Raw genomic sequence first — 25,792 nt, forward strand, 5'->3', positions numbered from 1 at the left:
TCCGCAGGAGATGTCGGCATGGCCACGCACGCGCAGTCCCCCGCCCCTTCCACGGCCGATGCCCCGCAACGACTGACCTCGCTGGCCCACGGTGGCGGTTGCGGCTGCAAGATCGCGCCGGGCGTGCTGACCGAGCTTCTGCGCGGCGTTCCGGCACTTCCCGCACCGGCTGAACTGCTGGTCGGCCGCGAGACCAGCGACGACGCGGCGGTGTATCGCCTCGATGACCGCCAGGCGATTGTCGCCACCACTGATTTCTTCATGCCGATCGTCGACGACCCGTTCGACTTCGGCCGCATCGCCGCCACCAACGCGTTGTCGGACCTGTACGCGATGGGCGCACGACCCTTGTTCGCGCTGGCCATCGTCGGCATGCCGATCAACACGCTGCCACAGGACACCATCCGCGCCATCCTGCAGGGCGGCGAGCGTGCCTGCGCCGACGCCGGCATCGTGGTGGCCGGCGGCCACAGCATCGATTCGGTGGAACCGATCTATGGCCTTGCCGCGATCGGCGTGCTCGATCCGCAACGGCTCAAGCGCAATGCCGATGCCCGCGCCGGCGATGTGCTGGTGCTGGGTAAGCCGTTGGGCGTGGGCGTGTATTCGTCAGCACTGAAGAAGGAAGTGCTGGATGCCGACGGCTACCGGCAGATGATCGCGTCGACCACCCGCCTGAACAGCGTGGGCGTACCACTGGCCGCGCTGGACGGTGTGCATGCCATGACCGACGTCACCGGCTTCGGCCTGCTCGGCCATCTGCTGGAAGTGTGCCGCGCCAGCGGCGTCGGCGCCGAAGTGGACAGCGCGCAGATCCCGTTGCTGCCGCAGACGTTGCATCTGCTGCAGCGTGGCTGCGTGACCGGCGCCTCCAATCGCAACTGGGCCTCGTATGGCACCGGGGTGCGCTTCGCCGAAGGCTTGGCCGCCCACTGGCAGCCACTGCTGACCGACCCGCAGACCAGTGGCGGCCTGTTGGTGTCCTGTGCCCCGGATGCGGTGGATGCGGTGCTGGCCTGTTTCCACGACGCCGGGTTCGGCCAGGCGGCCGTGGTGGGGCGGCTGGCCGAAGGCGCGCCGGGCGTCAGCGTGCGCTGATGTGTTGAAACGACAAGGGCGCCCGAAGGCGCCCCTGCGCTGTTGCCGGATGCAACCTCACTCGATGTTCTGCACCTGCTCGCGGATCTGGTCGATCAGCACCTTCAGCTCCACCGCCGCATTGGAGGTACGGCTGTCCACCGACTTCGAGCCCAGCGTGTTGGCTTCGCGGTTGAACTCCTGCAGCAGGAAGTCCAGGCGGCGGCCGACCGGCTCGCGCTGCTTGAGCACGCGGCGGATCTCGACGATATGGCTGCCGAGCCGGTCCAGCTCTTCATCCACATCCAGCTTCTGCAGCCACAGCACCAGCTCCTGCTCGGCGCGGCCCGGGTCGACCGGGTGCGGCAGATCGGCCAGGCGTGCGGCCAGCTTGGCGCGCTGGCCGTCGCGAATGGCCGGAATCAGCGTGCGGACGTCGGCGGCGATGCGTTCAATACCGTCCACGCGTTCGCTGATGGCCGCGGCCAGCTTGCCACCTTCGCGCTCGCGGGCCTCGACGAAGCCGTCCAGCACCTGGTCCAGCAGGGCCAGCGCCTCGACCTGCAGGGCGGCCGCATCGGTGGCCTCGCCGCGGGTCACGCCCGGCAGCTGCAGCAGGTCGGTGAAGCTGACCTGCAGGTTGGGAAAATCGGAGGTCAGGCGATGCGCCAGGCGCCCCAACTGGCCCAGCAGGGCCTCGTCCACCTGCAGGTTGGCGGCCGCTTCCGGCGCGCGCAGGCGCATCACCAGATCCAGCTTGCCGCGGCTCAGGCGGGCGGCGATGCGCTCGCGCAGCTGCGGTTCGAGCGCCCGCAGTTCCTCGGGCAGGCGGGTGCCGACCTCCAGGAAACGATGGTTGACCGAGCGCAGCTCGCAGCCCAGCGTGCCCCACGGGGTGACCCGCTCGCCGCCGGCATAGGCGGTCATGCTTCGAATCATGGAATGTGTCCGGTGCGTGCAAAGGGGGAATGGTACCCTAGCGCCCTCACCAGAGCCCCCTCGCCCGCCCCGTGAAGGCCGCGGGCGTGGCGGCGTACTCCCTCGCCATTACGGAACCCGCACCATGTCCGATTCCCGCCCCAGCGGCCGCCAGCCCGACCAGCTCCGCCCGGTCGTCATCCAACGCGGCTTCACCCGCCACGCCGAAGGTTCGGTGCTGGTGTGCTTCGGTGAAACCCGCGTGCTGTGCACCGCCAGCGTCGAGAACCGCGTGCCGGGCTTCCTGCGCGGCAAGGGCGAAGGCTGGGTGACGGCCGAGTACGGCATGCTGCCGCGCGCCACCCACACCCGCAGCGACCGCGAAGCAGCGCGTGGCAAGCAGGGCGGCCGCACGCTGGAGATCCAGCGCCTGATCGGCCGCAGCCTGCGCGCCTGCGTGGACCGCAACGCGCTGGGCGAGCGCACCATCACCCTCGACTGCGACGTGCTGCAGGCCGACGGTGGCACCCGCACCGCCGCCATCACCGGCGCCTACGTGGCCCTGGTCGATGCAGTGAACGTGCTGATCAAGCGCGGCGACATCAAGCGCAACCCGGTCCTGGGCGCAGTGGCGGCGGTGTCGGTGGGCTTGTACCGCGGCACCCCGGTGCTGGACCTGGACTACGCCGAAGACAGCGACTGCGACACCGACATGAACGTGGTGATGAACGACGGCGGCGGCTTCATCGAGCTGCAGGGCACCGCCGAAGGCCATGCCTTCCGTCGCGATGAACTGGACGCGCTGCTGGGCCTGGCCGAGAAGGGCGTGGCCGAGCTGCTGGCCGCGCAGCAGGCGGCGCTGTCGGCATGAACCGGCGCCTTGCCCTGACCACCCTGGTGGTGGCCGACTATGACGAAGCCATTGCGTGGTACACCGGCAAGCTCGGCTTCGCATTGCTCGAAGACATCGACCAGGGGCACAAGCGCTGGGTGGTGGTCGGCCCGACCGACGGCAGCGCCGCCGCCCTGCTGCTGGCACGCGCCAGCGACGAGGAACAGCGCAGCCGCATCGGCAACCAGACCGGTGGCCGCGTTGCCTTCTTCCTCCACACCGACGACTTCCACCGCGACCACGCCGCGATGCTGGCCGCCGGCGTCGAGTTCCTGGAAGCACCGCGCGAAGAACCCTATGCAACGGTCGCGGTATTCCGCGACCTGTATGGCAACACCTGGGACCTGTTGGAGCCCCGTCAATGAACAAACTGGTACTGGCCAGCCACAATGCCGGCAAGCTGGTGGAGATGCAGGAGATCCTCGCCGACCTGCCGCTGCAGATCACCTCGGCCGCCGGGCTGGGCCTGGGCGACGTCGAGGAGACCGGCCTGACCTTCGTCGAGAACGCACTGCTGAAGGCACGCGCCGCCTGCGAAGCGACCGGCCTGCCGGCGCTGGCCGATGATTCGGGCCTGATCGTCGATGCCCTGGGCGGTGCACCGGGACTGTACAGCGCGCGCTATGCCGGCCACCCGACCAACGCCGCGGCCAACAACGCCAAGCTGCTGGACGCGATGGCCGCAGTGCCCGACGGCCAGCGCAGCGCCCGCTTCTACGCGGTAATCGTGCTGCTGCGCCACGCCACCGACCCGCAGCCGCTGATCTGCGAAGGCCGCTGGGAAGGGCAGATCATCCGCGAGCTGCGTGGCACCAATGGTTTCGGCTACAACCCGGTGTTCCTGGACACCACCCACGGCCTGACCGCCGCGGAAATGGAGCCGGCCCTGAAGAACGCCATCAGCCACCGTGCCATTGCCCTGCAGCAGCTCAAGCAGCAGCTGGCGACGCTGTACTGACGCCCGACCTGATCGAACCAGGGAAGCCGGCCAACGGCCGGCACTACCGATGAAGCCCATGCCGCACGCCCACGACCACTGCACCCACCTGCCCGGCGAAGCCTGTTCCGCTGACCACGACAGCGCACCGCGACTGGTGCCGCCACCGCTGTCGCTGTACGTGCACCTGCCGTGGTGCGTGCGCAAGTGCCCCTACTGCGATTTCAATTCGCACCAGGCCAAGGGCGACCTGCCGTTCGAGGCCTACATCGATGCACTGCTGCGCGACCTCGACCAGGACCTGCCGCTGGTCTGGGGCCGGGTGGTGCACAGCGTATTCTTCGGTGGCGGCACGCCCAGCCTGTTCCCGCCCGACGCCATCGACCGCTTCCTGCAGCAGGCCAGCGCGCGCCTGCGCTTCGCACCCAATGCCGAGATCACCCTGGAGACCAACCCGGGCACCGCCGAGCATGGCCGCTTCGACCGCTACCGCGCGGCCGGCGTGAACCGCCTCAGCTTCGGCATCCAGAGTTTCGACGACGCGATGCTCAAGCGCCTGGGCCGCATCCACGACAGTGGCGAAGCCGAGCGCGCAGTGAAGATGGCGCAGGACGCGGGCTACGACAATTTCAACATCGACCTGATGTACGCGCTGCCGGAACAGACCCTGGCCGGCGCCGAGGCCGATCTGGAGCGTGCGTTCGCGCTGCAGCCGGCGCATATCTCGCACTACCAGCTGACCCTGGAACCGAACACGGTGTTCTTCGCGCGGCCGCCGCAGGGCATTCCCGATGAAGACCACGCCTGGGACATGCAGGAACACTGCCAGGCGCTGCTGGCGCAGGCCGGCTTCGGCCAGTACGAGGTCAGCGCCTACGCGCGCCCTGGCCGGCAGAGCGCGCACAACCTGAACTACTGGCGCTTCGGCGATTACCTGGGCATCGGTGCCGGTGCGCATGGCAAGATCAGCTCGGGCGCCGAAGAACACGTGCTGCGCCGCTGGAAACTGAAGCACCCGCAGGCCTACCTGGACAGCGCCGGCACGCCGGCCTCGTTCGGTGGCGACGATGTGATCGCAGCCGCGCGCCTGCCGTTCGAGTACATGCTCAACCTGCTGCGCCTGCACGAAGGTTTCAGCCTGCGCGATTTCGAGTCGCGCACCGGGCTGCCGCGCAGCGTGCTGGACGCTCCGCTGGCCGAGGCCGTCCAGCGCGGCTGGCTGGACGTGGCGGAGGGCCACGTGCAGCCGACCGAGCTGGGCCGCCGGTTCACCAACGACGTGGTGAGCCTGTTCCTGGAGGAATAAGCCCTGCGCCATACCGGGTAGTGCCCGCTGGCAGGCAACCCGGTAAAGACGGTTCTGCTTACCAGCGGCCTACACTACCGTTCATGCGTCGGGCATGGCCGCGACCCGCACGCGCATTCACCCTAAAGTAGCGCTGACTGCGGCCGACACGGTAGATTCACTCGATCGATCCGCGGGAATCCGGGTACCGCTCGCCGATGTCAGCTGTCTTTTCCATCACCCCTGCCGACAAGGCCCGCCTGGCCGCCAGTGACCTGCCACCGCGGGTGCGCGAGCTGTTGGGCGCATTGATCGGCCTGTGCCGGCAAACGTTGGCCGCGCCGCTGATCCTGACCGTCGAAGCGTTGGAGCAGACGCTGCTGCACGACGCCGACCGTGCACGCAATCCCATGCAGCAGGCGGACCTGATGGCGCAGCGCGGCCAGCTGCACGCCTTCGCCGGCCATTTCGCCGACCGCATGCTTGATGCCGTCGCCGAGGCACTGGCGGGCCTGCGCGAGCCGTCCACCGCTTCGGCAGCGCACGCCACCCCGCCGCCCCTGCCAGGCATGCTCGGGCTGTCGCTGGTCGATGAGCACGAGGTGGACCGCGACCTGCTGCTGACCGAGATGGTCCGGCGCGAAACCCTGCGCTCGACCAATTCGCTGAACCTGCTGGGCCAACGCCTGGGCGTGCTTGCAGCGGCGCCCGCCTTCGAGGCCGACACCCTGCCACTGGCACCGCAGGCCCTGTGCGCGATGGTGCGCCGGATCGCCGAACAGGACGCCCTGGGCGTGGAGGTGCAGCTTGCGTTGTACCGCAGCTTCGAGCGGCAGGTGCTGGAGCGCCTGGGCGAAGTGCTGGACCGGGCCAATGCGCTGCTGGCCCAGCACGGCGTGCTGCCGGGGCTGGTCTACACCCCGTACCTGGCTCGCTCAGCAAGCACCCGTCGGATCATTACCCAGTCGGTGGGTGGCGGCCGCGCAACCCAGCCTGCCAAGCGTGCCGCCGCGCCACTGACCGGTTGGAACGGCTCCGCGCCCGCCGGTTCATGGTCGAACCTGGTGCAGGATGCCTTCAACGATGCGGGTACGCCGGGCGCAGCCACCGCTGGCGTGACCACGGCCACCGGCAGCGTGCTGCATGAACTGCTGCAGCAGGCCCGCCATGCCTCGGCGCCCGCTGCCGATCACGCTGCGGTGCCCAGCGCGGCCGTCGATGCGGTCCTCGCGCGCCTGCAGGCCCAGTCCAGCGCGGCCACCGGGGTCGCCGACCTGGAGGCTGCGGTGGTCGCCCAGTTGCGCAGCGAGCACGGCGCACAGGCCCAACTGGGCAGCCACGACCGCGACAATCTCGAGCTGCTGCGCCTGCTGATGCAGCAGGTACAGCAGCAGCAGCGCCCCGATCCGGTGCCGGCGGCCCTGCTGGCGCGCCTGCAGGTGCCGCTGGCGCGTGCGGCGATGGCCGATCCCGGCTTCTTCGTGCGCGACGAGCATCCCGCACGCGAACTGCTCAACCAGATCGCCGAAGTCGGCGCCCACTGGCTGGGCGACGATGATGTGGACCCCCAGCTGCTGCAGCGCATGGCGCAGAGCGTGCAGGGCCTGCTTGGCCAGGACGCGCGTTCGCCCGAAGCCTTCGCCAGCGCCAATGAGGACGTGCAGCAGCACCAGCGCGCGGCGGCCCATCGCGCCGAGCTGGCCGAGCGCCGCCACGTCGAGGCCGCACGCGGCAAGGAACGGCTGGAACTGGCGCGTCGCCAGGCCAATGCGCAGATCGACCAGTGCTGTGACCTGCAGGCGCCGCCGCGCTTCGTGCAGACCCTGCTGCGCCAGGCGTGGGCCGATGCACTGACCCTCACCCGCCTGCGCCATGGCGACGATTCACCGCAGTGGCAGGAACGCCTGCTGCAGACCGAGCGCATCGCCGCGGTGACCGCGCAGGCCGTCGATGCCAACGGTGGCACCGATGCAGTGCTGGCCAGCGAGGTGGAATCGGCGCTCGTGCAGGTCGGCTATCACGCCGAGGAAGCCGCCGCCGTTGCGCGCCGCCTGGCCACGCCAGGAGGCGAGGATGAAAGCACCTCGCGCACCGAACTCAGTGCGCGCCTGAAGGCACGTGCACGACTGGGCGAACATGCTGCCAGCGGCAGCGCCGACGCCCCGCGCACGCCGCGCAGCAGCGCCGAAGAGGCGGCCTACCAGCAGCTGGTGACCCTGCCCTTTGGCAGCTGGTTCGACATCGACAGCGGTGACGGCACCCTGCGCCGCCAACGCCTGTCCTGGTACAGCCTGCTGACCGGCCACGCCCTGTTCGTCAATCCGCGCGGGCAGAAGATCGCCGATACCGACCTCGATACGCTGGCCCGGCAGATCAGCGCCGGACGCGCGCAGCTGGTCACCGAAGACAAGGGCCGGCTGGTCGATCGCGCATGGCAGGCCAGCCTCGGCGCACTGCGTGCGCTGGCTGGCGGCCATTACAAGGAGGCGTCCGTTTGAACGTGCAACCGCCGCAGGACACCCGCCGCGCGCCGCGTCGCCAGGTCTCCGATCTGGTGCCAGTCACCGACCAGATGCGCGAATGCGTGGTGGGCCGGCTCGGCAATGTCTCCGAAACCGGCATGTTGATGCTGGCCAGCACCCCGCTGCGCGAGGACGCGCTGTACCAGTTCCGCTTCCCGCTGCCGATCGGTGACGGCCGCCACGAGGCCATTGACGTCGGCGTGCACCTGCTGTGGAGCGAGCCGGCGCATGTGCCCGGCCAGAGCTGGACAGGCTTCCGCTTCCTCACCCTGTCCCGCGAACATCGGCAGCTGCTGCGCCAGTGGATCGGCGAAGACAGCGACGAGGGGCCGGTTTCGACGGCCTGAGTGCCGGTTCCAGCACAGCGGTTTTTTGCGGTATGCGGCAGAATCTAGGGCCGTTTTCCGTGTCGAGCCATCGCAATGAACCAGCAAGACCCCGGCGCCCTGTATCCTGACCACCTGGCCGTGCTGTGCCGACGTGCCGAGCAGGCGCTGGCGCGCGGCGGCTTCGACCACCTGGTGGTGCCCAGCGGCACCCTGCACTACCAGGTGTTCGACGATCGTGATTACCCGTATGCGGTCAATCCGCAGTTCAAGGCCTGGCTGCCGCTCACCCGCGTGCCCAACAGCTGGATCGTGTTCAGCCCCGGCAAGCGCCCGGCGGTGATCTTCCACCAGCCCTTCGACTACTGGCACGTGGTGCCCGACGCTCCCAGCGGCTGGTGGGTGGACCATTTCGATATCCACATCATCCGCACGCCGGAAGAGGCGCTGGCCCTGCTGCCGGCCGACCCGTCGCGCTGCGCGATCCTCGGCGAGCCGCAGAGCGCGCTGGGCAGCTACGTGCCGAACAACCCGGCACCGGTGGTGAACTACCTGGAATGGCACCGCGGCCGCAAGACGCCGTATGAGATCGCATTGATGCGGCAGGCGCAGGTGCTGGGCGTGCGCGGCCATCGCGCGGCCGAAGCCGCGTTCCGCAACGGCGCCGACGAGTTCAGCATCCACATGGCGTACTGCCAGGCAGTCGGCCAGGATGCCAACGAGCTGCCCTACGGCAACATCGTAGCGTTGAACGAGCACGCCGCCGTGCTGCATTACACCGAGCTGGGCCGCAAGGCACCGCAGCCGCTGCGCAGCTTCCTGATCGATGCCGGTGCCAGCGCGCACGGCTACGCCAGCGACATCACCCGTACCTACGCAGCGCGGGGCCACGACGAGTTTGCGGCGATGATCGCCGCCGTCGACGCTGCCCAACAGCAGATGTGCGCGGCGGTGCGGCCGGGCTTCGACTACAAGCAGCTGCACGTGGACGCGCATCTTTCGCTGATGGCGGTGCTGAAGGACTTCGGCGTGATCAAGGTGTCGCCGCAGACCGCGCTGGAGACCGGCGTCAGCGCCGCATTCTTCCCACACGGCATCGGCCACCTGATCGGCCTGCAGGTGCACGACGTGGCCGGCTTCGCTGCCAGCGACGAAGGTGGCCGCATCGAGCGTCCGGCGGGCCATCCGTACCTGCGCCTGACCCGCGTGCTGGAACCGGGCATGGTGGTGACCATCGAACCGGGCCTGTACTTCATCGACATGCTGTTGAACGAAGTGAAGGACGCCGGTCATGGTGATGCGATCAACTGGGACCGGGTGGACTTCTTCCGTCCGTATGGTGGCATCCGCATCGAAGACGAAGTGCTGTGCACCGAGGGCGAAGCGGACAACCTGACGCGGCCGGCGTTTGCGGCGGCGAACGGCTGAGCCCCTGGTGGTTGGGCGCTTGGAGCAAAAGCCGCGCTTGGCGGGGCGGGTGGGCCATGCAGGGGACGCTGCAAGTACGTCCCTGTAAGCTCGATGGCGCCATCCATGGCGCCAACGCCCCTGCATGGCCCACCCGCCCCACCTTTGACAGTTTCCTGCGCGCGTCCAATCACGGAAAAGAAAAAAGAAAAGCAAAAGCGGGTCGCTTGCTGCGCTCGCTCTGTGTCGACCAAGGTCGACACCTACCCACAGCCACGCGTGCCAACAACCGCAGTTGCCGGTAGATCCACGCCATGCGTGGATGATTCATTCGATATCTGACAGATGTGCCGACCAACGGTCGGCACCCACCAACAGCCGCGTGAACCTGTCGAAGGCGAGGCACTGTGGGTTTGCGGGGTGTGAGCGGCATGGATGCCGCGACCAAGCCCCCATGGACGGGTTCACGGCGTCCCCGCACACCCACAGTGCCCCGCCATCCCACGGGTAGCCCGCTGCTGCTGCTGTTGCTGTTGCTCTGGCTTGCAGCGGGTGCAGGGCTGCAAGCCCTGCAGAACAACCCCTTACCCCGCCATCACCGCTTCAATCTCGTCGGCGCTGCGCGCCAGGCCTTCGGTCAGCACGCGATGACCGTCATCGGTGATCAGCACATCGTCTTCGGTGCGGATGCCGATGCCGCGCCAGCGCGGCTCCACCGTCGTATCGTCCACGCCGATGTACAACCCCGGCTCGATGGTGAACGCCATGCCCGGCTCCAGCAGGCGCGAGTCCCCGGCCAGGCGGTAATCGCCCACGTCGTGCACGTCCAGCCCGATCCAGTGCCCGGTCTTGTGCCGGTAGAAGCGCTGGTACAGGCCTTCGGACAGGTTCTTTTCCAGCGTCCCCTTCAGCAGGCCCAGCCGCAGCAGGCCCTCGGTCAGGGTCTGCACCGCGGCCAGGTGACCGGCCTCGTACGGCACGCCCGGCCTGGCCTGGGCCAACGCCGCCGCCTGCGCCTCGCCGACCAGGTCGTGCAGCGCGCGCTGCTCGGCGCTGAAGCGGCCGTTCACCGGGAAGGTCCGGGTGATGTCGCTGGCGTAGCCACGGTACTCGGCACCGGCGTCGATCAGCACCAGCTCGCCGTCGCGCGAACGCGCGCTGTTGTCCCGGTAATGCAGGATGCAACCGTTGCGGCCCGCACCGACGATGCTGCAATACGCCGGCACCGCATCGCTGGCGCGGAACACGCGTTCCAGCTCGGCCTGCAGTTCGTACTCGTGGATGCCCGGCCTGGCAGCCTTCATCGCCGCCAGATGGGCGCGAACGCTGATCTGCGCCGCGTGGTGCATCAACGCCACTTCGGCGCCGGACTTGAACAGGCGCTGCTCGTGCAGCAGGTGGCCCAGTTCCAGGAACTCGTGCGGCGGCTGCGCGCCATGGCGTACCTGCGAGCGCACGCGGTTGACCCAGCCGATCAGCTTCAGGTCGAAGTCGGCGTCGCGGCCGAAGTGATAGTAGACGCGCGAACGGCCTTCCAGCAGGCCCGGCAGGATGTCGTCCAGATCGTCGATCGGGTAGGCATCGTCCATGCCGTACTGCGCCACCGCGCCTTCCTGGCCAGCGCGGCTGCCATCCCAGGCTTCGCGCTCGGCATCACGTTCGCGGCAGAACAGGATGGCCTCGCCGTGGCGGCGGCCCGGGATCAGCACCAGCACTGCTTCCGGTTCCGGGAAGCCGCTCAGGTACTGGAAATCCGAATCCTGCCGGAACGGATAATGGGTATCGAGGCTGCGCACCTTTTCGGCCGCAGCCGGCAACACCAGGATCGCGTCCTCGCCGGCCATGTCCATCAGCTGGCGGCGGCGACGCTTGTACTCGCCGGCCGCAATGCCGGTGCGCTGCTTGATGTCCATCAGTTCAGGCGCTGACGATGGCGCGAAGCCAGCACCACGTCACCGTGCAGCAGCAGCACCGCCACGCGGATGAACTCCTCGATCTCCGACAGGGCTTCGTCGTCATCATCGCCGCCGGCCTCGAAATCCTCGCTGGAGGCGCGCGCCAGGCTGGCCATGTCGGTCAGCGCTTCTTCACCCTCTTCGGACAAGGCCGGGCGACGGCCGCCGCTGCCCAGGCCGAAGCCGCCCAGGAAGGAGCGGGTCCAGCTGAACATGGCATCGGCCTGCGCGGAGACCTCATCGGTGTCCGCCAGCAACAGCTCGAAGGCGAAGTCGCGGTCTTCCAGCTGCTTGATGGTGGCCTGCAGCAGCTGCCCCAGCACGCTGTCGGCAGCGACGGGCGGCAGGTTGTCGTCGGCCAGCACGCGTGCCGGCCAATCGTTGCCGGGGGCACCGCCGGCGGCCAGCCAGCCGCACAGCGCGCCATGCAGTTCGGCAGCGGTGGCGCCCAGGCCCAACGCCTGGCTGGCGCGGGTAACGTCGTCGACGGAGGGAAGTTCGGTCATCGTGCGGCTCGTTCGGAAAGGAAACCCGGGGCGCGCACGCGCGCGCCCGTGAGACCCCGTAGTGTAGCAACCCGGCGGCATCCTCCCGGTAGCCCTCCGGCCTTGCTGCGACAGCGCTTGACCGCCCTTGCCCGGCTTGCCTATCGTGCCTGCATGGAACCCGCCGATCCCCTTGCCCAGCTGCAGGACTTCGCCGCCCGCGTGGAAGCGTTGCTTGAACGCAACCAGCGCCTGGCCGAGGAGAACCGCAGCCTGCGCCACCAGCAGGAGCAGCTGGTGGCGGAGCGTTCGACGCTGCTGGCCAAGAACGAACAGGCGCGCTCGCGGGTGGAAGCGATGATCAGCCGGCTCAAATCCCTGGAGCAGCACACATGAGCGCCGAACCGGTCAGTGTCCGCATCCTCGATCGTGAATACACCGTGGGGGTCGGCGGAGATGAACGCGACAGCCTGATGGCAGCCGCGCGCCTGCTGGACGCGCGCATGCGCGAGATCCGCGGCAGCAACCGCATGGCCGCCGTCGACCGCGTCGCCGTGCTGGCCGCGCTCAACCTGGCTCACGAACTGCAGCTGCTGCGCGACGAGAACGCCCGCCAGGCGGTGGCCCTGCAACAGACCCTGGCCGACCTGAACCGGCGCCTGGACCGCGCGATCGACGGCACCCCCTAGAAAAAGGGGACGGAGGGGATTAAGGCGCATTCGCCCCATCCGTGCCGGAAACGTCTTAATCCCCTCCGTCCCCTTTTCGCATATCTGAATTGGCACGGACTGTTGCCGACGAACGGCCTATCCAGATCCTGCGTGCTGGCTATAATGACCACGCGTTCTCTGCGGTACTCGACGGCATGTGCAAACATTCGCCTTGTCCCTTAAGAACGACACCGGGAGCGCGACAGCGCCGGGAGTGCAGGTCCGCCTTGTAGCGGGAAGCCCGATGGTTCTCCAGCGTTCCCACTTGAGCCCCCGGGTTCAAGGTCGTTTCGCATGCATCGACATTGCGGAGAATGCAATATTCCAGCAAGGGCGGCGTCTTCGGGCGTCGCCCTTGTTCTTTCCGGCACAATGACGGCTGATCCTTGCCGCACACTGCCATGACCGACCCGCGCCAGGCCCTGCGCCACGACCTGCGGCAACGCCGCCGCGACCTTTCCGCCGGTGAGCGCATCGCTGCCGCCGAATCGCTGGCCGATGCCCTGCTGGCCCTGCCGTTCGCCCCGCGCACCGGTGCCGTGGCCGGCTACTGGGCGCTGGATGGCGAAATCGCCCTGCACCGCTGGCAGCTGCAACTGCCCGAAGGCCTCACCTACTGCCTGCCGGTGCTGGCCGGCGACGTGCTGCGCTTCGCGCCGTGGCGGCCGGGGCAGGCGCTGACCAGCAACCGCTACGGCATTCCCGAACCGGACGTGGCGCTGGACGACACGCTGGAACCGGCGCAGATGGCGCTGGTGGTGGCCCCGCTGGTGGGCTTCGACGCCCAGTGCCGGCGGCTGGGCATGGGGGGCGGCTGGTATGATCGCAGCTTCGCCTTCCGCCATGACCGGCCGGCGCCGCCCTGGCTGGTCGGTGCTGCGTTCGCGGTGCAGCAGGTCGAGTCCTTGCCGGTGGCGTCGTGGGACGTGCCGGTGGATGCGATCTGCACCGAAGACGGCACCCTGTTCCCCTCCGCTGCCCCCGTGAACGCATGACCGCCCGCAAGCGCTACTGGCTGATGAAGTCCGAACCGGACGCCTTCTCCATCGATGACCTGGCCAAGGTCAAGGTCGAACCCTGGAACGGGGTGCGCAACTACCAGGCGCGCAACTTCATGCGCGATGGCATGCAGGTCGGCGACGGCATCCTGTTCTACCACTCCAATACCAAGGTGCCGGGCATCGTCGGCCTGGCCACGGTGGCCAGCACGGCCTATCCGGACGACACCCAGTTCGATCCAACATCCGACTACTACGACCCCAAGAGCACGCGCGAGAACCCGCGCTGGATGCTGGTGGACGTTGCCTTCGACCGCAAGCTGAAGCAGGTGATCGCGCTGGACGAGATCAAGCTGCACGCCGAGGAACTGGGCGAAGGCTTCCCGCTGGTTGCCAAGGGCAACCGCCTGTCGGTGTTCCCGGTGACCGCCGCGCAGTGGAAGCTGCTGCTGTCGCTGGAAAAGAAATCCTGATTCCCTGCCTGAGAGTTCTCCCATGTCCGAAGCCAAGCGCCTGGCCGCCGAGAAAGCCATCGAATACGTCGAAGACGGCATGATCGTCGGTGTCGGCACCGGTTCCACCGTGGCCTATTTCATCGATGCCCTGGCCCGCATCCAGCACCGCATCAAGGGCGCCGTGTCCAGCTCCGAGCAGAGCACCGCGCGCCTGAAGCAGCACGGCATCGAGGTGATCGAGCTGAACCACAGCGGCAACCTGTCGCTGTACGTGGACGGCGCCGATGAGTGCGATCCGAACAAGTGCCTGATCAAGGGCGGCGGCGCCGCACTGACCCGCGAGAAGATCATCGCCGAGGCCAGCGAGCGCTTCATCTGCATCGTCGACCCGAGCAAGCAGGTGCCGGTGCTGGGCAGGTTTCCGCTGCCGGTGGAAGTCATCCCGATGGCGCGCAGCCTGGTCGCCCGCCAGATCCGCGACATGACCGGCGGCCAGCCGACCTGGCGCGAAGGCGTGGTCACCGACAACGGCAACCAGATCCTGGACATCCACAACCTGCAGATCACCGATCCGGAAAAGCTGGAGCGCGAGCTCAACCAGCTGCCGGGCGTGGTCTGTGTGGGCCTGTTCGCGCGGCGTCGCGCCGATGTGGTGATCGTCGGCGGCGAACCGCCGGTCGTGCTCTGACCCTTCAGAAGGATCCTGATGATGTCGCTGTTGCGTTCGCTGCTGATGCTTCCGCTGCTGGCCCTGGCCGGTTGTGCCACCGACGCGGCCCGCCATTGGGTCGAACTGGAGGGCGCCCGCTACCAGGTCGAGCTGGCCACCAACGATGAGACCCGCGCCCGCGGATTGATGTTCCGCGACCAGATGGCGGCCGACCACGGCATGCTGTTCATCCACGACCGCGAGGAGATGCAGGCGTACTGGATGAAGAACACCAAGATCGCGCTGGACATCCTGTACTTCGACAACCAGCGCAGGCTGGTCAGCCAGCAGCGCGACGTGCCGCCGTGCTCGGCCGGCGATATGTGCCCGCCCTACCCCAGCGGCGGCCCGGCGCGTTATGTGCTGGAGCTCAACGCCGGCCAGGCCGAGAAGCTGCAGCTCAAGGACGGCACGGAGCTGAAATTCGGCCCGGGCATCGAAAAGTAAACGATACGGCCGGCAACCCGGCTGGGGTCCCGATCGGGGTCAGATCCCTTTCGCACGCGGAAGGGATCCGGCCCCTGCATCTTTCACGCGGCACCGCTTGAAACCGCACGCGAATGACGCCAGTCTGTGGCCATGCAGGACCGGATCACACTCCCCGACTGGGATGCACTGGCCGACCTCGAAGACGAGGCACTGCCACTGTTGCCGACCGCGCTGCTGATCGCGCGCGATGAATACCCCGATCTGCAGCCGTCGACCTACGACGCGCTGATCCAGAGCCATGTCGAGCACCTGCGCTCGGAAGTGGAGAGCATCGACAACAGCCCGCTGAAGATGGCGGCGATCAATCGCCACCTGTTCGACGAGCTGGGCTACAGCGGCGACCACGACAAGTACTACGATCCGCGCAATAGCTACCTCAACCAGGTGTTCGAGCGCCGACTGGGCAACCCGATCTCGCTGGCGCTGGTGCAGATGGAAGTCGCGCGCCGGCTGGGCATTCCGCTCGATGGCGTGTCCTTCCCCGGCCACTTCCTGGTGCGCCTGCCGGTGGACGACGGCGTGCTGGTGATGGACCCGTTCAACGGCGGCCGTCCGCTGGACGTGGACGAACTGCGGGAACGGGCCAAGTCACACCTTGGCGGGCAGATGCCCGACGACCAGGTGCTGGCGCAGATCCTCGACCCGGCGCCGGCGCGCGCAATCCTGATGCGCATGCTGCGCAACCTGCATGGTGTGTACGCCGAGGCCGGCGAATGGGACCGCGCGGCACGCAGTGCCGACCGCCTGCTGAAGCTGGCCCCGGAGCAGGACGACGCGCTGCGTGACCGGGGCCTGGCCTACCTGCAGCTGGAGTACCTGGCCGGCGCCCGCCACGATCTGGGGCAGTACCTGAAGCGCAACCCGGAGGCCAGCGACGCGCAGTGGCTGCGGGAGAAGCTGATCGACCTGGGCGGACCGATGCCGCGGCTGCATTGAGGGTGCCGCCGTGTGGACCAACGGCCCACACCCAGGGTCCGGTCAATCGACCTCGACCATCTCGAAATCGGCCTTGGTGACCCCGCAGTCCGGGCAGGTCCAGGTCTCTGGAATGTCCTCCCAGCGCGTCCCCGGCGCGATGCCCTCCTCCGGCAGGCCCTCCGCTTCGCTGTACAGGAAGCCGCAGACCACGCACATCCAGGTGCGCAAGGTGGTGGGGGTGGCATCGCTCATCGGATAATCGGGGCTGGATTCACGGGCCGCCATTGTCCCATCGCGGTCCACTCACCGGTAGCCATCGATGACTTCTGCTTCCCCGGCGCCCCGCGGCGTCTACCTGATCACCCCGGACGAGCCCGATACCGCGCGCCTGCTGGCCCGTACCGCGCCGCTGCTGGCCGCGGGCGCTACCTGGCTGCAATACCGCAACAAGACCACCAGCGGCGCGCTGCGGCGGGAGCAGGCCATCGCCCTGCAGGCGCTGTGCGCGGAATACGGCGTGCCGCTGATCGTCAACGACGACCCGGCGCTGGCCAAGGCCGTTGGCGCAGCGGGGGTGCATCTGGGCGGCACCGACGGCGACATCCCCAGCGCGCGCGCCCTGCTCGGCCCCGAGGCCATCATCGGCGCCTCCTGCTATGACCAGCTGGCCAATGCCGAGAGGGCCGTGGCCGCCGGCGCCAGCTACGTGGCCTTCGGCGCGTTTTTCCCGACCACCACCAAGATCACCACCAGCCGCGCGCATACCGACCTGCTGCGGCAAAGCGCCGCACTGGGCGTGCCGCGGGTGGCGATCGGCGGGCTGACGCCGGACAATGTCGGGCCCATCATCGACGCCGGTGCCGATCTGGTCGCCGTGGTCAGCAGCGTGTTCGCCGCCGAAGACCCGGTCGCGACCCAGCGCGCCTTCCTCGCCCAGTTCGCGTAACGCCCAGGATATTCCCCATGAACCACGACCAGTCCCACGCCCTGTTCTCCCGCGCCCAGCAGCTGTTGCCGGGCGGCGTCAATTCGCCGGTGCGCGCGTTCAAGTCGGTCGGCGGCGAGCCGTTCTTCGTTGAACGCGCCGACGGTGCCTACCTGTACGACGTCGACGGCAACCGCTACATCGACTATGTCGGTTCCTGGGGCCCGATGATCGTCGGCCACAACCACCCGGCCGTGCGCCAGGCGGTGAAGAAGGCGATCGACAATGGCCTGTCCTTCGGTGCGCCGTGCGCGGCCGAAGTCACCATGGCCGAGACCATCACCCGCCTGGTGCCATCGTGCGAGATGGTGCGCATGGTCAACTCCGGCACCGAGGCCACGCTGTCGGCGATCCGCCTGGCGCGTGGCGCCACCGGCCGCAACCGCATCGTCAAGTTCGAAGGCTGCTACCACGGTCACGGCGACTCGTTCCTGGTGAAGGCCGGCAGCGGCATGCTGACCCTGGGCGTGCCAACCTCGCCGGGCGTCCCGGCCGGGCTGAGCGAACTGACCCTGACCCTGCCCTACAACGACTTCGAAGCGGCCACCGCGCTGTTCGCGCAGCAGGGCGACGACATCGCCGGGCTGATCATCGAACCGGTGGTCGGCAATGCCAACTGCATCCCGCCGCGCGAAGGCTACCTGCAGCACCTGCGCGCACTGTGTACGCAGCATGGCGCGCTGCTGATCTTCGACGAAGTGATGACCGGTTTCCGCGTCGCCCTCGGCGGTGCACAGGCGCACTACGGCATCACCCCTGACCTGACCACCTTCGGCAAGATCATCGGCGGCGGCATGCCGGTGGGTGCCTACGGCGGTCGCCGCGAACTGATGCAGCAGATCGCCCCGGCCGGCCCGATCTACCAGGCCGGCACGCTCAGCGGCAATCCGGTGGCGATGGCCGCCGGGCTGGCGATGCTGGAGCTGATCCAGCAGCCGGGCTTCCACGCCGACCTGGCCGAGCGCACCGCACGCCTGTGTGCCGGCCTGGAAGCGGCCGCCGCCGAAGCCGGCGTGGCGGTGACCACCACCCGCGTGGGCGCGATGTTCGGGCTGTTCTTCACCAGCGAGAAGGTCGAGACCTATGCGCAGGCCACCGCCTGTGACATCCCGGCGTTCAACCGCTTCTTCCACGCGATGCTCGACCAGGGCGTGTTCCTGGCACCGTCGGCGTACGAGGCCGGCTTCCTGTCCAGCGCCCACGATGACGCGGTGATCGAGGCCACCCTCGCCGCCGCACGCGTAGCGTTCCGGGCCGCCAAGGGCTGATCGCAAAAAGGGGACGGAGGGGATTAAGTCGTTTGTGCACAAACGACTTAATCCCCTCCGTCCCCTTTTTTCTAGCCGAAGACGAAGGTGCCCTTCATCATCGCGAAGTGGCCGGGGAACGAGCAGAAGAAGGTGTAGTCAGCGCCCTTCTGCAGGCCCTGGGTGGAGAAACGCACACGGGTGGTCTCGCCTCCACCGATCACTTTGGTATGCGCCAACACGCGCTTGTCGGCCTTCGGCAGGTAGCTGTCGGCCAGGGTCATGCGCATGCCCGCCATCGCCACCGGCTGGTAATCGGCCGTGCGGGTCAGCACCCAGTTGTGGCCCATCGCGGTAGCGGCCAGCTTGCCGGTATGACGCAGGGTCAGGTCCACGGCGGTGCAATCAGCGGCGACCTTGATCTCGCGGCTGCTGAAGCTCATCTGGTCGGTGCTGTCGATGCTTACCGCACACACCCGCGCCATCGCCGACGGCGCCAGCATCACCGCGCCCAGTCCCATTGCCACCAGCCAAGCCTTCATCGTTGCCTCTCCTGCGGATTCAAGCGCCATTCTAGGCATCCGCCTGCGCCCCCGGCTGCGACCGTCTGTCGCACGTCCACTCCAGGGTTTCCGCGCATCCACCGCGATGGCATGCTCGGCCGATGCGGATCGACCTGTTGCTGCTGGATGTGGATGGCGTGCTGGTGCAGTACCAGCGCGCACAACGCGTGCTGCAGCTGGCGAACGCACTGCAGGTTCCGACCCAGGCCGTGCAGGCCGCGCTGTATGACAGCGGACTGGAGGCGGCGCATGACGACGGCACGCTGGAGGGCCCGGCCTATCTGGCGCGGCTGGGGGAGCGCCTGGGCAGGACCGTCGATGTCGCGACATGGATTGCGGCACGCCAGGCCGCCAGCCATCCGCAGGCGGCCGTGCTGCAGCGGCTGCAGGGCCTGCAGCTGCCGATGGCCGTACTCACCAACAACGGCGCGCTGATGGTACAGGCGCTGCCCACCCTGCTGCCGGAACTGTTCCCTGCGCTGCAGGGCCGCGTGTTCTGCAGCGCGGATTTCGGCCTGCGCAAGCCCGCACCGGCGGTGTTCCTGCGCACGCTGGACGCGCTGGGCGTGGCGCCTTCGCGCACGCTGTTCGTCGATGACCTGTTCGCCAACGTGCGTGGCGCGCGCGCTGCCGGCCTGCACGCGGAGACCGTGCGCGATGGCCGGGGATTGGGCAAGGTGTTGAAGCGCTACGCGGTGAGCTGATCGGGGTCAGAGCCCTCTCCGCAGGAAAGGAATCCGACCCCGGCACGATGGCCTCAGCGCGCGGCGATGAACGCCGCAATCGCTGCGCGCAGGCGCTTCAGGCCTTCGGCCACTTCTTCGTCGGTGATGTTCAGCGACGGCACGAAGCGCAGCACGTCCGGGCCGGCCTGCAGGGTCAGCAGGCCGTGCTCGGCGGCATGGTCGAGGATCGCACCGGCCTGGCCGGCGAAGTCCTTGCCCAGCACCGCGCCCAGCATCAGGCCGCGGCCACGCACGTCGCTGAACACACCGAACTCGTCGTTGATGCGGGCGAAGCCATCGCGCAGCGCCTTGGACTGGCGGCTGACGTTGGCGGCGATCTCCGCCGAGCCCAGCTTGCGCAGTGCCACGCGGGCCACCGCAGCGGCCAGCGGATTGCCGCCGAAGGTGGTGCCGTGCGCGCCGAACTGCATGGTCTCGGCCACCTTCGGGCCGGCCAGCATCGCGCCGATCGGGAAGCCGCCGCCGAGTGCCTTGGCCAGGGTGACCATGTCCGGCACTACATCGTCCTGCCAGTGCGCTAACAGCGTGCCGGTGCGGCCCATGCCGGCCTGGATCTCGTCCAGCACCAGCAGTGCGTTGTGCTGGTCGCACAGTTCGCGCACGCGCTTGAGGAAGCCGGACTTGGCCGGCATCACGCCGCCCTCGCCCTGGATCGGCTCCAGCATCACCGCTGCCACGTCGCCGGCGGCCATCGCGGTTTCCAGCTGCACTTCATCGTTGAAATCGATGTAGCGGAAGCCACCGGGCAGCGGTTCGTAGCCTTCCTGGTACTTCGGCTGGGCCGTGGCGGTCACCGCGCCCAGGGTGCGGCCGTGGAAGCTGCCACGGAAGGTGATGATCACCCGCTTGTCGGCCGGGCGGCCCTGGCTGGAGGCCCACTTGCGGACCATCTTGATCGCCACTTCGTTGGCTTCGGCGCCGGAATTGCACAGGAACACGCGCTCGGCGAAGCGGCTGGCCTTCACCAGCTCCTCGGCCAGGTGCAGCGGCGGCGCACTGTAGAACACGTTGCTGGTGTGCCAGAGCTTGCCGGCCTGCTCGACCAGCGCGGCCACCAGGTCCGGATCGTTGTGGCCCAGGCCGCACACGGCGATGCCGGCGGCCAGGTCGATGAACTCACGCCCCTGGCTGTCCCACACGCGGGCGCCCTGCCCTCGCTCCAGCACCACCTGGCGGGGCTTGTAGACCGGCAGGTAGTAGTGCGAAAGGGAAATCAGCGGATCGGTCGCGGCGGTCATGGCAGTCGGCAGGGTTCAGGAATGCCCATTCTCGCGCCGGAACCCCTGCGGCACAATGCGCCCATGCGACCGTTTTCCGCCCCCCAGCTCAACCCCGCCACCGAGACCGGCTGGCGCCGTCGGTGGTTCGACATCATCTACCGCCATGACTCGCGGCCCTCGCGCAATTTCGACCTGATCCTGGTGGTGGCGATCGTTGCCAGCATCCTGGTGGTGATGATCGACAGCGTGCAGCACCTGCATGCCGAATGGTCCACCGGCCTGTACATCCTGGAATGGGGCTTCACGATCATCTTCACCGCCGAGTACCTGCTGCGCCTGGCGGTGGTCAAGCGCCCGCTGCGTTACGCGGTGAGCATCTGGGGCATCATCGACCTGCTGTCGATCCTGCCCGCCTACCTGTCGATGTTCATCCCCGGCGCACAGAGCCTGCTGGTGGTGCGTGCGCTGCGCATCCTGCGCGTGTTCCGCATCCTCAAGCTGACCCGCTACATCGAGGAAAGCGGCGTCCTGATGACGTCGCTGTGGCGCAGCCGGCGCAAGGTGCTGGTGTTCCTGTTCACGGTGATCACCATCACCATCATCGCCGGGGCGCTGATGTACGTGATCGAGGGCCCCGAACACGGCTTCACCAACATCCCGGCCAGCATGTACTGGGCGGTGGTGACCATGGCCACGGTCGGCTTCGGCGACATCGTGCCGCAGACCGTGCTTGGCCGCTTCGTCACCTCGGTGCTGATCCTGATCGGCTACAGCATCATCGCCGTGCCGACCGGCATCTACACCGCCGAACTGGCCAGCACCATGCGCGAAGCCGAACTGGCGGCGCGCCGGGATGCGCGCGGCTGCCCGCACTGCGGGCTGGAGGGGCATGAACCGGATGCGCGCCACTGCCGCAAGTGTGGCGGTGAACTGCCGGACGCATTCAGCCATTGAGGCACATGCCGGCCAGCGGCCGGCACTGCCAACCCCGCAGGGTGTGCGCCGGGCATGGCCCGGTGCCACCGTGGACGGGGCCACGCCCTGTGTGGATCGCCCTCAGCGCATGCGGTTGCTGGTGGTCACCAGGTCGTTGTAGGCGTCCAGGATCGTCGACTGTGCCCCTTCAGGATCGGTGGTGAGCCAGCTGCCCGACGCCTTGCGCTCGGCGGCCAACGCATCGGCGGTGATCGGCTTGCCCTGCTCCAGACGCTCGACACCGCGCCCGGCGGTACGCACCAGCTTGTCGGCCGAACGCTGCACATGGCCCCACATCGGGTCGTCCTTGCCGACACCACTGTTCTGGATTTCCGTCACCAGCGCCTGATAGTCGGCCAGCTGGCCGCGCAACGCCGCAACATCCGGCGCGTCGCTCTGGAACGCCATCGCCAGCTGCTTGCCATCGCCGACAAGGCGCAGGTGGTAATAGGCCAGCGAGCGGCCTTCGCTTTCCTCGATCTGCTTCAGCTGGGCGGCGCGGCGATCGTTCTCGTTCTTTTCCAGCGCCGCATCCATTGCTTCGCTGGCCTTGAAGAAATCAGCATAGGCCTGCATCAGCGGGGCATGCTGGCTGCGCATCCCTTCGCCACCATCGCGACGATAGTCCTCGCGGGTGAAGTACCCATCGGCACGCTCGATCAGGGTGTTCAGTGCCTGGAATGCCTGCTGGTACTGTCGCGCGGGTGCATCCAGCGGCGTGGCAGGGGTCTTTGCCAGCGCATCGGTCAGCGGCTGGCCGCAGTACTCGACGCGGTGCGACAACAGCTTGCCCGGTGAGCGTGGCTGCGCTTCCTTGCCGGTCGGCCCCGCTTTGGGGTCCTTCATCCAGCCCGTGTAAGTCTGGAAGCCTTCGTGGATGGGCTGTTCGACGCCGTTGTAGCACTCGATGTAGGCGTTCACCTTCTCCAGCCCGGGGTCGGCGACCGCCAGCCCCGCCGGGCTGTTGCAGCCGGCCAGCGCGCCGAGCAGGAGAACGGGAATCAGGCGTGTGGATGCGTTCAAATCAGTTCCTTGCACCAGTGAAAACTGCAGCCATCGTCCTGCATGGCGCGAGCGCGCGCTCCAGCACCTCGGGAAGGTGCTGGCATTCGGGGCTGCGGGGCGTGTCATGTCGCGATCAACCTGCTCGATCGCGACAAAAATAGCGCGTTGAGCTTCTCGCCTACTGGCGGTTGCTCTGGAAAACCAGCGAGTTGTACTCCTGCATCAGCTTGCTGGCAGAGCCGCTCGGCGCCATCGAGGGCGAATCCAGCATGCGCCGCTCGAAATCGGTATAGGGCGTGTTCTCGCTGACGCGCTTCAGCCGCTCCTTGCCTTCGCGCCGGAAGTTCTCGGCCTCACGCTCGAAGCTGTTCCAGTCCAGCTTGCCCGGCTCCTGATCAGCCACCTTCGCATGCGCTTCGTCGGAAATGCGGTTGAACGCATCCAGACGCTCGCGCGCCTTGGCCTGGTCGAAATCGTCCTCGCTCATCAGATCCATGATGGCCTTGGCTTCCAGCATCATCGCCAGACGGTAGTACTCGCGCGTGCGCCCCTCGGCCTGTTCCAGCGCCTTGAGCTGCTCGCGCTGGGCGGCGTCGTTCTGGCGCTCCAGCTCGGCGTTGAACGTTGCGCTGGCAGCCACGAACTCCTTGAAGGCGGCCATCAAGGGCGCATGCAGCTGCTTGCCCTTGGCGAACCGGTCATCTTCGTAGTCCTGGCGATCGTAGTAGTCGTGCGCCTCCTTGCTGATCGGCACCAATGCCTTCAGCGCCTGCTGGTAATGGCCAGCAGCGGCATCGAGCTCGGCCAGCGCCGGCTTGGCAGCCATCGCCTCGGTCACGGGGCCATCGCACTGCTTCATGTCGTAGTCGCTGATCTCGAACGGACCGTACACCTGGGTCTCGCGCCCGGTCGGGCCGGCCTCGACGTCCTTGATCCAGCGCGTATAGGACTCGATGCTGCCGTGGGTCTTCGAATCAAGCGTGTTGAAGCAGCCGATGTAGGCGTTGAGCTTGGCGGTCAACTGCTGCTGTGTGTCCGACGGCGCCGCGCTGGCGTCGGGCGTGCTGGAAGGGCCGGCGTCGCCAGCGGTTGCAGGCGCCTTGCTGCCGCAGGCAGCCAGGACAATCGACAGCGAAGCGGCCAGCGCCGCGATGGAAAGAGTGCGTGACATGGGTTCACGTCCCTGTTGAAAACGATTACAGCCGCGCATTCTAGCGCAGCAGGCCGAAGGTCGCAGCCCTCGGCCTCTGCCGGCGACGCGCGATCAGTCCAGGAACAGATCCGGCAACAACGGACGCGATGGATCCACCGCATAGCTGGACAGATCGGTGATACCCGCCTGCACCAGCACGTCATCGTCGATCAGGAACTGGCCGTGGAAACCCGCCGCCTCGCGCACCAGCACCGCGTGCGCAGCATCGGCCATGATCTGCGGCGTGCGGCAGCCGGCCGCATCGACGCCCGGAATCATGTTGATCGCATCGGTGGCGATCACCGTGCGCGGCCACAGCGCGTTCACCGCCACACCCTGCGGGCCGAATTCCGCGGCCAGGCCGAGCGTGACGAAGCTCATGCCCATCTTCGCCAGCGTGTAGCCGGTGTGCGCGCCCCACCACTTCGGTTCCAGGCTCGGCGGCGGCGCCAGGGTCAGGATGTGCGGATTCGGCGCCTGCAGCAGGTACGGCAGGCAGGCCTGCGCGCACAGGAAACTGCCGCGCGAATTGACCTGCTGCATCAGGTCGAAGCGTTTCATCGGCGTATCCAGCGTGCCACGCAGCCAGATCGCGCTGGCATTGTTGACCAGGATGTCGATGCCACCGAAGGTGTCGACCGTGGCGGCAACAGCCGCCTGTACCTGCTCTTCCTCGCGGATATCGCACTTCAGCGCCAGCCCCTGGCCGCCGGCCGCCGTAACGGCTTCGGCTGCGGTATGGATGGTGCCTGGCAACTTCGGATTCGGCACCGATGACTTGGCCGCAATGGCCACATTGGCGCCGTCGCGCGCAGCGCGCAGTGCGATGGCCAGGCCGATGCCGCGCGAGGCACCGGTGATGAAAAGCGTTTTGCCCTGCAGACTGCCCACGTTCCACACTCCAGCGTATGCAATGAGCCGCTAGTATGCCGCGCCGACGTGGAGTTCACCCGGCCTTGACGATACTCGGGCCTCCAGTCAACGCACGAGGTCCACGCCATGCGCCGTTCCCGCCTGTTGCTGCCTGCCCTGGGGCTTGCCCTGCTGACTGCCTGCCAGGGCCGTTCGCCGGAACCCGGCAAGGAGCCGCCTGCCGGTGACACCCCCAGCGCAGAGAAGGCCGCCGCCGACGGCAAGCTGCGCTGGAGCGAGGCAGTGGTGTGGGATGGCGACCTCAACGCCTGCCGCCAAGGCGAGAACGCGGCCACGCGTGATTGCCTGCGCGATGCGATGCGCGCCGGCGGCGCCAGCGCCGATGCGATCACCGCCGCCGAACAGCTGTCCACCGGCGGCGAGCTGGCCTACGTGACGGCCTGGCACGAGAACGAAGGCCTGGGCATTGCCACGGTCGAGTATCCGTTCCGCGCCAACACCAACGAGGGCACCCGCCTGGTCGACGCCACCGGCAAGCGCATCGATGTGGATGCCGTGCAGCTGGACGACACCCTGCGTGCCGATCCCACCGTGCAGGCCCTGCTTAAGGACCACCCGCAGGCCACGCCGTTCGCACCGGCGCAGTCGGCCGGGGCCACGCCGCTGGAGAACGGCGGCATCCGCCTGCTGTACCGCACGCCGCTGCGCGACTGCCACGCCTGCCCGGATGTGGGCCAGTTGCAGATCGCCTACGACTTCGATGCCAAGCGCAACTTCATTGGCCAGCAGGTGGTGCCGGCGACGCCGTAAGGTCACCGGCGCCTGTAGAGCCGGGCCATGCTCGGCTCATTGAATGCAGCCGAGCATGGCTCGGCGCTACATCAAGGCCGACAGCGGGCGCAT

At 68.0% G+C, this 25,792-nt stretch carries 29 protein-coding genes and 1 other RNA gene; 21 read left to right on the plus strand and 9 right to left on the minus strand.

Going from position 1 to position 25,792, the window contains the following annotated elements; genetic code table 11:
- The first annotated feature begins 18 nt into the window (after positions 1 to 18).
- Complete coding sequence (selD, locus tag NSQ78_RS17550; RefSeq protein ID WP_064239120.1) at positions 19 to 1,098, plus strand: selenide, water dikinase SelD; 1,080 nt, start codon at positions 19 to 21, stop codon at positions 1,096 to 1,098.
- Between the two features lie 57 nt (positions 1,099 to 1,155).
- Here selD and NSQ78_RS17555 read toward each other — a convergent pair whose 3' ends face one another.
- Positions 1,156 to 2,016 (minus strand): YicC/YloC family endoribonuclease, encoded by an 861-nt coding sequence (locus tag NSQ78_RS17555; protein ID WP_049464265.1) that lies wholly within the window; start codon positions 2,014 to 2,016, stop codon positions 1,156 to 1,158.
- A 124-nt stretch (positions 2,017 to 2,140) separates the two neighbouring features.
- Here NSQ78_RS17555 and rph point away from each other — a divergent pair, with 124 nt between their 5' ends.
- The 7 genes from rph (at position 2,141) to pepQ (ending at position 9,385) form a co-directional block, all read left to right on the plus strand.
- Positions 2,141 to 2,866, plus strand: a complete 726-nt coding sequence (rph, locus tag NSQ78_RS17560) for a ribonuclease PH (protein ID WP_064239121.1) — start codon at positions 2,141 to 2,143, stop codon at positions 2,864 to 2,866.
- Positions 2,863 to 3,252: a VOC family protein gene (locus NSQ78_RS17565; protein ID WP_057493331.1), complete on the plus strand. Its 390-nt coding sequence runs from the start codon at positions 2,863 to 2,865 to the stop codon at positions 3,250 to 3,252. The genes rph and NSQ78_RS17565 overlap by 4 nt, the downstream gene beginning before the upstream one ends.
- On the plus strand, positions 3,249 to 3,845 hold the full coding sequence (gene rdgB, locus NSQ78_RS17570; RefSeq protein ID WP_064239122.1) for an RdgB/HAM1 family non-canonical purine NTP pyrophosphatase: 597 nt from the start codon (positions 3,249 to 3,251) through the stop codon (positions 3,843 to 3,845). The genes NSQ78_RS17565 and rdgB overlap by 4 nt, the downstream gene beginning before the upstream one ends.
- A gap of 58 nt (positions 3,846 to 3,903) precedes the next feature.
- Positions 3,904 to 5,130, plus strand: coding sequence for a radical SAM family heme chaperone HemW (gene hemW, locus NSQ78_RS17575; RefSeq protein WP_064239683.1), 1,227 nt, complete (start codon positions 3,904 to 3,906; stop codon positions 5,128 to 5,130).
- 197 nt (positions 5,131 to 5,327) lie between these two features.
- Positions 5,328 to 7,607: a DUF1631 family protein gene (locus NSQ78_RS17580; RefSeq protein ID WP_064239123.1), complete on the plus strand. Its 2,280-nt coding sequence runs from the start codon at positions 5,328 to 5,330 to the stop codon at positions 7,605 to 7,607.
- Positions 7,604 to 7,978 (plus strand): PilZ domain-containing protein, encoded by a 375-nt coding sequence (locus NSQ78_RS17585; protein ID WP_049464255.1) that lies wholly within the window; start codon positions 7,604 to 7,606, stop codon positions 7,976 to 7,978. Before NSQ78_RS17580 ends, NSQ78_RS17585 begins: the two co-directional genes overlap by 4 nt.
- Before the next feature lie 75 nt (positions 7,979 to 8,053).
- Entirely contained in the window at positions 8,054 to 9,385 is a 1,332-nt protein-coding gene (gene pepQ / locus NSQ78_RS17590; protein WP_064239124.1) for a Xaa-Pro dipeptidase, read from the plus strand.
- 563 nt (positions 9,386 to 9,948) lie between these two features.
- Here pepQ and NSQ78_RS17595 read toward each other — a convergent pair.
- Both NSQ78_RS17595 and NSQ78_RS17600 read right to left on the minus strand, forming a co-directional pair.
- Complete coding sequence (locus NSQ78_RS17595) at positions 9,949 to 11,271, minus strand: aminopeptidase P N-terminal domain-containing protein (protein WP_103282597.1); 1,323 nt, start codon at positions 11,269 to 11,271, stop codon at positions 9,949 to 9,951.
- Between the two features lie 5 nt (positions 11,272 to 11,276).
- Positions 11,277 to 11,825 (minus strand): UPF0149 family protein, encoded by a 549-nt coding sequence (locus NSQ78_RS17600; RefSeq protein WP_049466916.1) that lies wholly within the window; start codon positions 11,823 to 11,825, stop codon positions 11,277 to 11,279.
- Between the two features lie 153 nt (positions 11,826 to 11,978).
- On the opposite strand from NSQ78_RS17600, the gene NSQ78_RS17605 reads away from it, so the two are divergent.
- From NSQ78_RS17605 to NSQ78_RS17640, 8 genes are all read left to right on the plus strand, one after another.
- Positions 11,979 to 12,200 carry a TIGR02449 family protein gene (locus NSQ78_RS17605; RefSeq protein WP_005410898.1) on the plus strand — a complete coding sequence of 74 codons (222 nt, stop codon included), beginning with the start codon at positions 11,979 to 11,981 and terminating at the stop codon, positions 12,198 to 12,200.
- Positions 12,197 to 12,493 carry a cell division protein ZapA gene (locus NSQ78_RS17610; protein ID WP_005410899.1) on the plus strand — a complete coding sequence of 99 codons (297 nt, stop codon included), beginning with the start codon at positions 12,197 to 12,199 and terminating at the stop codon, positions 12,491 to 12,493. Before NSQ78_RS17605 ends, NSQ78_RS17610 begins: the two co-directional genes overlap by 4 nt.
- Before the next feature lie 153 nt (positions 12,494 to 12,646).
- Positions 12,647 to 12,832, plus strand: a non-coding RNA gene (gene ssrS, locus NSQ78_RS17615) — 6S RNA.
- Between the two features lie 83 nt (positions 12,833 to 12,915).
- Positions 12,916 to 13,509, plus strand: a complete 594-nt coding sequence (locus NSQ78_RS17620; RefSeq protein ID WP_064239125.1) for a 5-formyltetrahydrofolate cyclo-ligase — start codon at positions 12,916 to 12,918, stop codon at positions 13,507 to 13,509.
- Complete coding sequence (locus tag NSQ78_RS17625; RefSeq protein ID WP_064239126.1) at positions 13,506 to 13,985, plus strand: EVE domain-containing protein; 480 nt, start codon at positions 13,506 to 13,508, stop codon at positions 13,983 to 13,985. Before NSQ78_RS17620 ends, NSQ78_RS17625 begins: the two co-directional genes overlap by 4 nt.
- 22 nt (positions 13,986 to 14,007) lie before the next feature.
- Positions 14,008 to 14,655 (plus strand): ribose-5-phosphate isomerase RpiA, encoded by a 648-nt coding sequence (rpiA, locus tag NSQ78_RS17630; protein WP_014648291.1) that lies wholly within the window; start codon positions 14,008 to 14,010, stop codon positions 14,653 to 14,655.
- A gap of 21 nt (positions 14,656 to 14,676) precedes the next feature.
- Positions 14,677 to 15,123 (plus strand): DUF192 domain-containing protein, encoded by a 447-nt coding sequence (locus NSQ78_RS17635; RefSeq protein ID WP_053462577.1) that lies wholly within the window; start codon positions 14,677 to 14,679, stop codon positions 15,121 to 15,123.
- A gap of 132 nt (positions 15,124 to 15,255) precedes the next feature.
- Positions 15,256 to 16,101: a SirB1 family protein gene (locus NSQ78_RS17640; RefSeq protein ID WP_049466926.1), complete on the plus strand. Its 846-nt coding sequence runs from the start codon at positions 15,256 to 15,258 to the stop codon at positions 16,099 to 16,101.
- A 42-nt stretch (positions 16,102 to 16,143) separates the two neighbouring features.
- Here the strand turns inward: NSQ78_RS17640 and NSQ78_RS17645 are convergent, their stop codons facing one another.
- Positions 16,144 to 16,368 (minus strand): rubredoxin, encoded by a 225-nt coding sequence (locus tag NSQ78_RS17645; protein ID WP_014038358.1) that lies wholly within the window; start codon positions 16,366 to 16,368, stop codon positions 16,144 to 16,146.
- Positions 16,369 to 16,402: 34 nt separating this feature from the next.
- Between NSQ78_RS17645 and thiE the strand changes: the two genes are divergently transcribed.
- Together thiE and hemL are read left to right on the plus strand one after the other, a co-directional pair.
- Positions 16,403 to 17,029, plus strand: coding sequence for a thiamine phosphate synthase (gene thiE, locus NSQ78_RS17650; protein WP_064239127.1), 627 nt, complete (start codon positions 16,403 to 16,405; stop codon positions 17,027 to 17,029).
- A 17-nt stretch (positions 17,030 to 17,046) separates the two neighbouring features.
- Positions 17,047 to 18,336, plus strand: a complete 1,290-nt coding sequence (hemL, locus tag NSQ78_RS17655; RefSeq protein WP_049466933.1) for a glutamate-1-semialdehyde 2,1-aminomutase — start codon at positions 17,047 to 17,049, stop codon at positions 18,334 to 18,336.
- Between the two features lie 71 nt (positions 18,337 to 18,407).
- Here the strand turns inward: hemL and azu are convergent, their stop codons facing one another.
- Positions 18,408 to 18,857 carry an azurin gene (gene azu / locus NSQ78_RS17660; RefSeq protein ID WP_053461306.1) on the minus strand — a complete coding sequence of 150 codons (450 nt, stop codon included), beginning with the start codon at positions 18,855 to 18,857 and terminating at the stop codon, positions 18,408 to 18,410.
- Positions 18,858 to 18,979: 122 nt separating this feature from the next.
- On the opposite strand from azu, the gene NSQ78_RS17665 reads away from it, so the two are divergent.
- Positions 18,980 to 19,582, plus strand: coding sequence for an HAD-IA family hydrolase (locus tag NSQ78_RS17665; protein WP_053505840.1), 603 nt, complete (start codon positions 18,980 to 18,982; stop codon positions 19,580 to 19,582).
- A 53-nt stretch (positions 19,583 to 19,635) separates the two neighbouring features.
- Here NSQ78_RS17665 and NSQ78_RS17670 read toward each other — a convergent pair whose 3' ends face one another.
- Complete coding sequence (locus NSQ78_RS17670) at positions 19,636 to 20,862, minus strand: acetylornithine transaminase (protein WP_064239128.1); 1,227 nt, start codon at positions 20,860 to 20,862, stop codon at positions 19,636 to 19,638.
- 63 nt (positions 20,863 to 20,925) lie between these two features.
- On the opposite strand from NSQ78_RS17670, the gene NSQ78_RS17675 reads away from it, so the two are divergent.
- Positions 20,926 to 21,798, plus strand: coding sequence for an ion transporter (locus NSQ78_RS17675; protein WP_049413719.1), 873 nt, complete (start codon positions 20,926 to 20,928; stop codon positions 21,796 to 21,798).
- A 102-nt stretch (positions 21,799 to 21,900) separates the two neighbouring features.
- Here the strand turns inward: NSQ78_RS17675 and NSQ78_RS17680 are convergent, their stop codons facing one another.
- The 3 genes from NSQ78_RS17680 to NSQ78_RS17690 form a co-directional block, all read right to left on the minus strand.
- A complete protein-coding gene (locus NSQ78_RS17680; protein WP_021203636.1) occupies positions 21,901 to 22,842 on the minus strand; it encodes a YiiG family protein in 942 nt (313 codons plus the stop codon).
- Positions 22,843 to 23,002: 160 nt separating this feature from the next.
- A complete protein-coding gene (locus tag NSQ78_RS17685) occupies positions 23,003 to 23,995 on the minus strand; it encodes a YiiG family protein (protein ID WP_064239129.1) in 993 nt (330 codons plus the stop codon).
- A 93-nt stretch (positions 23,996 to 24,088) separates the two neighbouring features.
- Positions 24,089 to 24,907: an NAD(P)-dependent oxidoreductase gene (locus NSQ78_RS17690; protein WP_064239130.1), complete on the minus strand. Its 819-nt coding sequence runs from the start codon at positions 24,905 to 24,907 to the stop codon at positions 24,089 to 24,091.
- 108 nt (positions 24,908 to 25,015) lie between these two features.
- Between NSQ78_RS17690 and NSQ78_RS17695 the strand changes: the two genes are divergently transcribed.
- Positions 25,016 to 25,699, plus strand: a complete 684-nt coding sequence (locus tag NSQ78_RS17695; protein ID WP_064239131.1) for a hypothetical protein — start codon at positions 25,016 to 25,018, stop codon at positions 25,697 to 25,699.
- The last annotated feature ends 93 nt before the right edge of the window (positions 25,700 to 25,792 follow it).

This window comes from Stenotrophomonas sp. FSL W7-1447 (assembly GCF_037966425.1).
Lineage (GTDB): Bacteria > Pseudomonadota > Gammaproteobacteria > Xanthomonadales > Xanthomonadaceae > Stenotrophomonas > Stenotrophomonas pavanii.